Origin of the sequence: Segatella sinensis, from assembly GCF_040095255.1 — a bacterium.
GTDB classification, from domain to species: Bacteria; Bacteroidota; Bacteroidia; order Bacteroidales; family Bacteroidaceae; genus Prevotella; species Prevotella sinensis.
This window is the reverse complement of sequence record NZ_JBBNGE010000006.1, coordinates 94,633-105,066: the sequence shown is the minus strand read 5'-3', so window position 1 is coordinate 105,066 and position 10,434 is coordinate 94,633. Positions and strand designations below refer to the sequence as shown.

Sequence of the window (10,434 nt, the reverse complement as noted above, 5' to 3'; positions counted from 1 at the left end):
TCCTATCACTTACAGCTAATTCTCCTATCACTTACAGCTAATTCTCCTATCACTTACAGCTAATTCTCCTATCACTTACAGCTAATTCTCCTATCACTTGCAGCTAATTCTCTATACTGGCACCAAACTGCAGCACATACTTGATCTGCTTGCCGGCAACATGAGAAGGATTCGTTTCTAGCCCTAAAGCTAAAAAAAAACCGCCTCCCTATGCAGAGTTTTCACAAATTCATACACAAGGAAACGGATAAGTAAATGATAATATGGAAACTGTGTTCCATAACTAAACTAATAAAAACCCATTTTTATTTCTTAACGACAGCGATGAGCTCCTCTGCAGAAACCAAAGTCTGCTCACCACTCTCCATATTCTTCAATGTAACCTTGCCAGCTGCCATCTCATTCTCGCCAGCGAGAACTACGAATGGAATCTGCTTCGCGTTGGCATAGCTCATCTGCTTCTTCATCTTCGCCTTGTCTGGGAAGATTTCTGTACGGATACCAGCTGCACGAGCGGCAGTCACGATAGGAAGACAATAGGCTGTCTCCTTCTCTCCGAAATTGATAAAGAGCACCTGAGTAGAATTGACCGCCTCCTTTGGATAGAGATCGAGGGCATTGAGCACATCGTAGATACGGTCGGCACCAAAACTGATACCTACTCCACTCAATCCTGGCAAGCCAAAGATACCGGTAAGGTTGTCGTAACGACCACCACCAGTGATACTGCCCATAGGAGTATCAAGCGCCTTCACCTCGAAGATGGCGCCAGTATAATAGTTCAAGCCACGAGCCAAAGTAAGGTCGAGCTCAATCTCATTGTTCAGACCAACAGACTTCAAGGTATCAAGGATAAACTTAGTTTCCTCTACACCCTTCAATCCGATTTCAGAGCCTTCGAGAACCTTGGAAATCACTTCAAGTTTCTCATCGTTAGAACCTGACAATGAGATGATTGGTTGCAACTTCTCGATAGCCTCTTCAGAAATGCCATCATTGCGAAGTTCCTCGTTTACATTGTCAAGACCAATCTTGTCGAGCTTATCGATAGCCACGGTGATATCTACGATTTTCTCTGCCTCGCCAATTACCTCAGCAATACCGGTAAGGATCTTACGGTTGTTGATCTTGATGCAGACACGCACACCAAACTTGGTAAAGACTGTATCTACAATCTGCATCAACTCAACCTCGTTGAGAAGAGAATCAGAACCAACCACGTCGGCATCGCACTGATAGAACTCGCGATAGCGACCCTTCTGCGGACGGTCGGCACGCCATACTGGCTGAATCTGATAGCGCTTGAAAGGCATCTGCAACTCATCACGATGCTGCACCACGTAGCGTGCGAAAGGCACGGTAAGATCGTAGCGAAGACCCTTCTCGCAGAGCTTTGCTGCCAACTTGAGTGATCCGAGCGAATGAATATCCTCATCGCTCACCTTATTCATATAGTCACCTGAATTCAAAATCTTAAAGAGCAGCTTGTCGCCCTCCTCACCATACTTACCCATCAAGGTCTGAAGGGTCTCCATGGCAGGAGTCTCAATCTGTTGGAATCCGTAAAGGGCATACACATCCTTGATGGTGTTGAAGATGTAATTACGCTTTGCCATCTCAACAGGACCGAAATCGCGGGTACCCTTTGGAATACTTGGTTTCTGAGCCATTTATTTATGTTAAATATTAAATGTTAAATGTTTAATGCCTAGTGCTATGCTCACCCTTAAGCAAACATCATACACCAAACATTAAACACTATCAAATTATTTACGAACAATAGTCTGAGCGCGGTCTGGACCGATAGAGATGATACCAATCTTGGTCTCAAGGAACTCCTCTACAAATGCAATGTAGTCCTTGAATTCCTGTGGGAACTGATCCTCAGAAGTAAACTGAGTCATATCAGTCTTCCATCCCTTGAACTCCTTGTAAACAGGCTCTACGTTATCAATCTCGTAAGGGAAATCTGTAGTAACAGTGCCATCAGGCAACTTGTAAGCCACGCAAGCCTTGATGGTATCGAAACCATCGAGCACATCGCTCTTCATCATGATAAGCTCGGTTACACCGTTTACCATAACAGAATACTTGAGCTGTACGAGGTCGCACCAGCCACAACGACGCTCACGGCCAGTAACCGCACCATACTCATGACCCAGGTCACGAATCTTGGCACCAGTCTCATCGAAGAGCTCTGTTGGGAATGGACCTGCACCTACGCGAGTACAGTAAGCCTTCATGATACCATAGACATTGCCGATACGGTTAGGACCGACACCCAGACCGATGCAGGCACCCGCACAGATGGTATTAGAAGAAGTTACGAATGGATAAGAACCGAAGTCAACATCGAGCATAGTACCCTGAGCACCCTCGCAGAGGATGTCCTTGCCAGAGCGGAGCACCTTGTTGATCTCCACCTCGCTGTCGATAAGCTTAAACTGCTTCAAGTATTCAATGCCCTCCATCCAGGTCTTCTCTACCTCAGTGATATCGAAATCAGTGTATCCGAGGCTAGCGATAGTCTTGAGATGAGCAGCCTTGTGAGCAGCATACTTCTCCTCGAAGTTTTCGAGGATATCACCTACGCGAAGACCAGTACGGCTTACCTTATCAGTATAAGTAGGACCAATACCCTTACCGGTGGTACCTACCTTGTTCTTGCCCTTAGAAGCCTCAATGGCTGCATCGAGCACACGGTGAGTAGGCATGATGAGATGCGCCTTCTTAGAAATGTAGAGACGGCTTTTGAGGTCATGGCCACTCTTCTCCAAATCCTTAGCCTCGCCCATAAAGAGGTCTGGAGCCAAGACTACGCCGTTACCGATGATATTTACCTTGCCACCCTGGAAGATACCAGAAGGGATAGAACGAAGAACATACTTCTCGCCTTCGAACTCGAGAGTATGACCCGCATTAGGACCACCCTGGAAACGAGCAATGACATCATACTTAGGGGTCAAAACATCAACCACCTTACCTTTTCCTTCATCGCCCCACTGCAAACCGAGCAGGACATCTACTTTACCTGTGTTCATTTCTATAAAATATAGTTATTTTTATTACTTATCGTTTTTCTTGCGTGTAAGCTTTGCCTGGCATGTACTGCATACGCCGTAGATATAGAGGGCGAAAGTATCCTTTCGGAAACGCTGCAGCTTGAGGTCATTCACTGCTGCCGTAACAGCCGGCACATTGATCTCCGTTACCTGCCCACACACGCTACACACCTGATGAATATGGCTATCGTTGTAATAGCACGCCTCGTATTTGGTACCATCCACCAGACTGTGTCTCATCACGAGCCTCAGCTCGATGAAGAGATGCATTGTATTATAGAGCGTAGCTCTGCTCACCCGGAAGTTTCTCTTCGTGAGCTCAGCATCCAGCTCTTCAAGAGTGAAGTGCCCATCAATGCTATAAACCGCATCCAGAACTGCATATCTTTCCGGGGTCTTGCGGTGATGATTGCACTCCAAATATGTGTCCAAGATTTCACGAACCTTGGCTTTATTTTTCTCAGTCATAATCCTTGTTAGTTACATAAAACGCACAAAGATACTCATAATTCCGGACATAAGGGCATATTTAAATTTAAAAAATCTAAATTGCCCTATTTTTGATGATTTTCCTGCTGTTTCTTCACCAATCTGATGGCTGTTTAGGGATTATTGATGCAAATTGACACAAAAGCCCCGACCAATTACTCTGCTAATTTAAGCATTTCTGCATAGATGCGCTGCACTGGCAAGCCCATCACGTTGAAGTAACTGCCCTTGAGTCCGGTACATCCGATGTAACCTATCCATTCCTGGATGCCATAGGCACCCGCCTTGTCGAATGGTTTGTAATGGGTGATATAATAATTAATCTCCCATTCTTCAAATTCCTTGAAACTTACTTCCGTACATACCGAGAACTTGCGCTGCTCTTTCTTCGTAGTAAGGCATACGCCCGTAACCACATGGTGAGTCTTGCCGCTCAACATCTTGAGCATGCGAACCGCATCATCGGCATTCTGCGGCTTTCCGAGAATGACTCCCTTACCCTCCTGATCGTTCTGTTCATCGGCAGCAGGAGCAATCACTACGGTATCCGCTGTAAGAATGAGCAAATCATCGGAGGAGGATTTGCCTGAAGACTTTTCTGAAGTAGAATCTTCAGAAGCCTCTTCAGAAGTCTCATCTACATTCAATAAAGAGCGATAAGCATCCGCTTTCTTCTGGGCAATATACTCAGCCACATCGTATGCATCCAAATCTTCAGGATAGCTTTCATCAATACCACGCAATACCTTTACCTCGAAATTAACATCCAATCCTGCCAACAACTCTCTGCGGCGTGGCGAATTGCTCGCCAAAATAATCTTATACTTCATCTGTTTTTTACTATACTGAACTTTCGCTAGCAGACTCCACACGCCCGTTCAGGGCGTACTGCTTCTGGGATAATAGAACCTTCAGCCCGTTCTTGATACTCATGCGAAAGTTCAAATTACTAATTAATTTACCATCCAAACGCCTTGGCATTGGAAAGCCAATGCCCCTTGGCACGAAGCACCTGCTCTACAATATCCCTGCCCACTCCTTCGCCACCATTGGCAGAAGAGACGTAGCAGGAAATCTCCTTGATATCAGAGCAGGCATCGGCTGGGCAGCACGGGCAGCCACAACGACGCATTACCTCGTAATCCGGGATATCATCACCCACATAGATGATTTCCTCATCAGAAAGCTGATACTTCTCCAGAAAAGCATCATAGGTGTTGGTTTTCACAGCACATCCCATATAGATATCCTGCACGCCCAATCCCTCATATCGCTTGCGGATAGCCTCGGTAGTTCCGCCCGTAAGGATGACGATGCGCACACCCACCTTCTGAGCCAACTGAATAGCATAGCCATCCTTGATATTCACGGTGCGAAGAGGTTCACCCGTACTGGCAAGCGTAATGGTCTGGCGGGAAAGCACGCCATCCACATCAAATACAATTGCCTTTATCTTCTTCAAATCGTAATTAATCATACTTGAAAGCTTTTTCTATTTAGTAATCAGACACTTGAACTCTATTCCTTGACACTCAGCTTATGAATACTCATGCTCATTCTGTCATAGATATCCTTCATCTGCGGATTCGACTTGAGCAGAGCTCCCTGCGCCCGAAGCACATTCTCATCATACCTTACAGCCGGCCCCGTCTGTGCTTCTTTCGGATCCAGCTCGTGCACCTTCGCAGCCGTCTCGTCTATCAACGGCAGCATCACATCGAATGGTATTCCGTGCTCCTCCAGGATTTCCCGGCTCAAGGCATAGCAATGATTCACGAAATTGCAGGCAAAGACGGCAGAGAGATGCAGGTACTTGCGGTCTTCACTCGCCAGATGATACACCCTACTGCTCACCTGATGCGCCACATCACCGATCTGCTGCAAGGCATGCTCATCATTCGCCTCGATAAAACAAGGTATCTGAGAGAAATCCACCTCACGCTGCTTGGAGAAAGACTGCATCGGATAAAGCACACCATAATGTAAAGCCATTCCCTGGAAAACATCCATCGGGATAGAGCCTGCCGTATGCAGAAAGACCTTGGTCTCCTTGCCTTTGCAGAGAACAGGAATCAACTCTACAATAGCACTATCCTTCACCGAAACGACGTACAAATCTGCATCTGAGCGAACATCTGATATATCCGAAACAGGCTGTGCGCCCACCTCGGAAGCCAGAGCCGTAGCCGATTGCATCGTGCGGCTGAACACCTGCACCACATCATGACCTGCGGCAAATATCGCCTTCCCCAAATGAGTGGCAAGATTGCCAGCACCAATCAATATCACCTTCATATCTTTTTCTTTTTCAATCTTATTTTTACCTAAAGCCATCAAGCCGCCTTACGCAAGCCATCAGGCCATTTTTACCTAAACAATCCTTGATAATGTGCAAAAATACTAAAAAAGAGCCACACAATGGAAGAAAACTTGTTTTTTTATAATTAATTTATTATTTTTGCAATGTGAAAAGAATAGAAGTAAGAATATATTCGGAAAACGAGGAGCTGCCCCATCTGTTGGAGGGCAACTTCTTCCATAGCTTGGAACTCTTCCAGATAGGTGAAAAAGTACCAAGCGATACCCCCATTATGGCTGTAGCTACCCAGGAAGGAAGAGTAGTCGGACAAATGCTAGCCATGATACACCGCCGCCATATCCTTATTCCACCTTTTATATATATACACGCCCACGTGCACGGAGAAGGAGCCTATCTGGATGAAGAAACCGCCGAAGCCACCTTCCCTACTCTTCTGCATGCGATGACCCGCGAACTCACCCGCCGCCATACCCTCTACATCGAATTTTCAGAGATACAGAAAAAGATGTTCGGCTACCGACATTTCCGTCGCACGGGCTACTTCCCTGTAGCTTGGCAGGAAATATACAATTCGCTACACAGCAAGACACCGGAAGAGCGTCTCACCGACAAGGCTAAAATGCAAATTGAAGCAGCAGAAAGAAAAGGATTGAAATGCCATAGCACTTCTGACGAAAACGAAGTGGGAAAATTCTATCAACTCTATAGAAACTTCTACAAGATGAAACCTCGCCGCTATGTGCCACCAAGAGAATACTTTGAGCAAATAAGCAAAAGCAGCGAAGCAAAGGTCTTTGTGACAACCTACGACAAGAAACGCCTGGGTATCAAGAAAGCATCTTACGAAAACAAGATACTGGGCGGATGCACCCTGGCCTTCAGCGACAGCGATGCCTATCTGTGGCACCTGGCATCGCTCAGGAAGAGCTACCGATATCTGCATCCCGATACCCTGACAGTCTGGCACGCCATCCAATACGCCCACCAAAGGGGCTTCAAGCACCTGCACTTTATGGATGTAGGCTTACCTTGGAAGCGAAATCCGTATAGAGAATTCATTCGCAGCTTCGGAGGCAAGCCCGTGGCAAAATACCGCTGGTTCAAATGCAACATCGGCATCATCAACAGACTGATGAAATGGATATACAAGCTTTAAAGCTGTCCGATTGCCTTATCCAACAATTCGAGACCGCGATCGGTACAGAAACCACGAATCATAATGAGAGTGAAATTATCGAAGAGCTCCTGCATCGTAAATGTCTTATAGAGCTGCTGGTGCATCATCTCTGACATACAGATTCTCGAAGACTCATAAACCACCTCGAAATTTACATCCTTGCGGAAGTATCCCTCATCTACACCAGCCTGGAAGAAGCGCATGCTATCATCATATTCCTTATCATGCTCCTCTTTCAGGAACTCCAGGATGCGGGGCATTCTATGAATCTCCTCATAGAAAACTACACCCACCTGCTGGTTACGCTCCATCTGAAGGCGATAGATATAGCCAATCACATCCATTACATTACGTGCGTGCGCAAGAGCATACTCTTCAACGCGGGCCTTGTATTCTGCCCGCTCTATCTTCATTCCTGCAAGCAGCAGTTCCTCCTTATCGCCGAAGATCTCATACACCGTACGCTTCGACACACGAAGTCCACGAGAAATCTCATCCATCTTCACCGCCTTCACGCCGCGCTGGTGAAACTCTCTCATGGCATAAGCTATGATCTTATCGCGCAATTCCTTTCTATATTGATTAATTTCTGCCATATCTCTTATTTTAATGGTTTGTCGTATATCCGATTCTGCCAACTCCATATAGCAAAACCGCATCCTTTAAATAATTTTTGTGCAAAGATACAAAAAAAAATAAAAATCCATCTTTTTTTAATAAGTTTTTATTACCTTTGCACAATCTTTAAGATAAAACGCATTTTTTGCGAAAAATAGAAAGAAATAGAATCATTAAACCAATACATTGTTATGGTAAAAATCACAAAAGAGGCGGCTCTCGAATATCACGCAGCAGGCCGTCCTGGTAAGATTGAGGTTAAACCAACAAAACCTTATCACACACAAACGGACTTGAGTTTGGCGTATTCACCAGGTGTAGCTTTCCCATGCTTGGAGATTCAGCAAAACCCAGACGAAGTTTACAAATACACAGACAAGGGTAACCTGGTAGCTGTGATCAGCAATGGTACTGCTGTGCTCGGACTCGGCGACATCGGCGCGATGAGCGGTAAGCCAGTAATGGAAGGTAAAGGATTGCTGTTCAAGATTTATGGTGGAGTGGATGTCTTCGACATCGAAATCGACGAACAAGATCCAGAGAAATTCTGCGAGACCGTTGAGAAGATCGCACCTACTTTCGGTGGTATCAACCTGGAGGATATCAAGGCGCCTCAGTGCTTCTACATCGAAGAGCGTCTGAAGAAGACCCTCGACATCCCTGTGATGCACGATGACCAGCATGGTACTGCCATCATCTCAGCTGCAGGTTTGAAGAATGCCCTCGAAGTAGCTGGCAAGAACATTGAGGACGTGAAGATCGTGGTTAACGGTGCCGGAGCTGCAGCCATCAGCTGTACCAAGCTCTACGTTGCCCTCGGTGCACAGGTGAAGAATATCGTCATGCTCGACTCTAAGGGTGTAATTACAAGCGACCGTGAGAACCTGACAGAACAGAAGAAGTTGTTCGCTACCGACCGCCGTGATGTTCACACACTCGAAGAGGCTGTGAAGGGTGCCGATGTATTCGTAGGACTCAGCAAGGGTAACGTACTCTCTAAGGATATGATCCGCTCTATGGCTGACAGCCCTATCGTATTCGCACTCGCCAATCCTGTTCCAGAGATCAGTTACGAGGATGCTATGGACAGCCGTCCAGACGTATTGATGTCAACAGGCCGTTCCGACTATCCAAACCAGATTAACAATGTTATCGGTTTCCCATATATCTTCCGTGGTGCGCTCGACGTTCACGCCCGTGCCATCAACGAGGAGATGAAGATGGCTGCCGTTCACGCCATCGCCGACCTGGCTAAGCAGCCAGTGCCAGACGTAGTGAACGACGTATATCACGTAAACGACCTCACATTCGGTCCTAAGTACTTCATTCCAAAGCCAGTTGACCCACGCTTGATTACAGAGGTATCTGCAGCAGTAGCCAAGGCAGCAATGGAAAGCGGCGTAGCTCGCACCCCTATCAAAGACTGGGAGAAGTACAAGCAGGAATTGCGCCAGTTGCTCGGCCAGGAGACCAAGCTCACCCGCAAGCTCCACGATACAGCCCGCCTCCACCCACAGCGCGTAGTATTCGCAGAGGGCGGTAACCCAACCATGCTGAAGGCTGCAGTCCAGGCAAAGAACGAGGGTATCTGCGAGCCTATCCTGTTGGGCAACCCTGACCGTCTGAACCGTGTGGCAAGCCGATTGAAGCTCGACCTCTCAAGCATCGAGATTGTAGATATGCGTGCTGACAACGAACAGGGTCGCCGTGCCAAGTTTGCCAAGCACCTGGCAGAGAAGCGTGCCCGCGAGGGTTACAGCTTCGAAGAGGCTTACGATAAGATGTACGAGCGCAACTACTTCGGTATGTCAATGGTTGAGCAGGGTGATGCTGATGCATTCATCACTGGTCTCTATACCAAGTACAGCAATACCATCAAGGTAGCCAAGGACGTTATCGGCATCCGTGATGAGTACAAGACATTCGGAACCATGCACATCCTCAACACTCAGAAGGGCGTATATTACATCGCTGATACACTGATCAACCGTCACCCAGACGAGGATGTCCTCACCGATATCGCCAAGTTGTCTGCCGGCACCGTGAAGTTCTTCAACGAGGAGCCAGTAATGGCTATGTTGAGCTACTCTAACTTCGGTACCGATGCCATCGGTTCTCCTATAAAGGTAAAGAAGGCAGTGGCAGAGATGCAGAAGGAATTCCCAGACCTCGCCATCGATGGTGAGATGCAGGTAAACTATGCACTCAACAAGGATCTCCGCGATGAGAAGTATCCATTCTCACGTCTCAAGGGCAAGGATGTGAATACTTTGGTATTCCCTAACCTGAGCAGTGCAAATGGTGCATACAAGCTTCTCCAGGGATTGAACCCAGAGGCAGAAATCATTGGTCCTATCCAGATGGGATTGAACAAGCCTATCCACTTCACTGACTCAGAGAGCAGTGTACAGGATATCGTAAACATCACAGCCGTAGCTGTAATCGATGCTTACGTAGAGAAGATCAAGAATCAGAAATAACCTCTTAAATAAGAGTTATTAAATATCGGAAATTATGCTAGTAATAGCAAAAGATTGATTATGAATATGTTTAGGGAGGGGCAGAAGCTTGTGAAAGTTTCTGTCCTTTTTTCGTATAAAAAGAATCTATACCCAATCTAACAAAATGAAAACGTTTGCACCCCTTTTCTGTTAACGGGAGTTAAATATTACCTTTTTGCACCTACACACTTGACATTAGCCAAAAAAAAGTTTCAAAAAGATTTGGAGATATCAAAAAAATGCCTTACCTTTGCAGCAGTTATCCTG

9 protein-coding genes are annotated in these 10,434 nt (G+C 46.4%); 2 read left to right on the top strand and 7 right to left on the bottom strand.

The features are described 5' to 3' along the window. Positions 1-305 precede the first annotated feature (305 nt). From hisS to AAAT87_RS03060, 6 genes are all read right to left on the bottom strand, one after another. The gene (hisS, locus tag AAAT87_RS03085) at positions 306-1,670 is read right to left on the bottom strand and encodes a histidine--tRNA ligase (RefSeq protein ID WP_089543382.1); all 1,365 of its coding nucleotides are present in this window, start codon (positions 1,668-1,670) and stop codon (positions 306-308) included. Positions 1,671-1,766: 96 nt separating this feature from the next. After that, positions 1,767-3,041: an adenylosuccinate synthase gene (locus AAAT87_RS03080; RefSeq protein ID WP_089543383.1), complete on the bottom strand. Its 1,275-nt coding sequence runs from the start codon at positions 3,039-3,041 to the stop codon at positions 1,767-1,769. A gap of 24 nt (positions 3,042-3,065) precedes the next feature. After that, the gene (locus tag AAAT87_RS03075; protein ID WP_089543384.1) at positions 3,066-3,530 is read right to left on the bottom strand and encodes a Fur family transcriptional regulator; all 465 of its coding nucleotides are present in this window, start codon (positions 3,528-3,530) and stop codon (positions 3,066-3,068) included. 176 nt (positions 3,531-3,706) lie between these two features. Next, a complete protein-coding gene (locus tag AAAT87_RS03070) occupies positions 3,707-4,381 on the bottom strand; it encodes a Maf family nucleotide pyrophosphatase (protein WP_349225586.1) in 675 nt (224 codons plus the stop codon). A 128-nt stretch (positions 4,382-4,509) separates the two neighbouring features. Then, the gene (locus tag AAAT87_RS03065; RefSeq protein WP_349225585.1) at positions 4,510-5,028 is read right to left on the bottom strand and encodes a KdsC family phosphatase; all 519 of its coding nucleotides are present in this window, start codon (positions 5,026-5,028) and stop codon (positions 4,510-4,512) included. 41 nt (positions 5,029-5,069) lie between these two features. Continuing rightward, positions 5,070-5,885, bottom strand: coding sequence for a Rossmann-like and DUF2520 domain-containing protein (locus AAAT87_RS03060; RefSeq protein WP_349225584.1), 816 nt, complete (start codon positions 5,883-5,885; stop codon positions 5,070-5,072). Positions 5,886-6,016: 131 nt separating this feature from the next. On the opposite strand from AAAT87_RS03060, the gene AAAT87_RS03055 reads away from it, so the two are divergent. Beyond that, complete coding sequence (locus tag AAAT87_RS03055; RefSeq protein ID WP_295023520.1) at positions 6,017-7,027, top strand: GNAT family N-acetyltransferase; 1,011 nt, start codon at positions 6,017-6,019, stop codon at positions 7,025-7,027. Here the strand turns inward: AAAT87_RS03055 and AAAT87_RS03050 are convergent. Next, a complete protein-coding gene (locus AAAT87_RS03050) occupies positions 7,024-7,644 on the bottom strand; it encodes a TetR/AcrR family transcriptional regulator (protein WP_295023518.1) in 621 nt (206 codons plus the stop codon). The two genes, AAAT87_RS03055 and AAAT87_RS03050, sit on opposite strands and share 4 nt — an antisense overlap. 213 nt (positions 7,645-7,857) lie before the next feature. Between AAAT87_RS03050 and AAAT87_RS03045 the strand changes: the two genes are divergently transcribed. Beyond that, positions 7,858-10,146 (top strand): NADP-dependent malic enzyme, encoded by a 2,289-nt coding sequence (locus AAAT87_RS03045; protein ID WP_349225583.1) that lies wholly within the window; start codon positions 7,858-7,860, stop codon positions 10,144-10,146. Positions 10,147-10,434 lie beyond the last annotated feature (288 nt).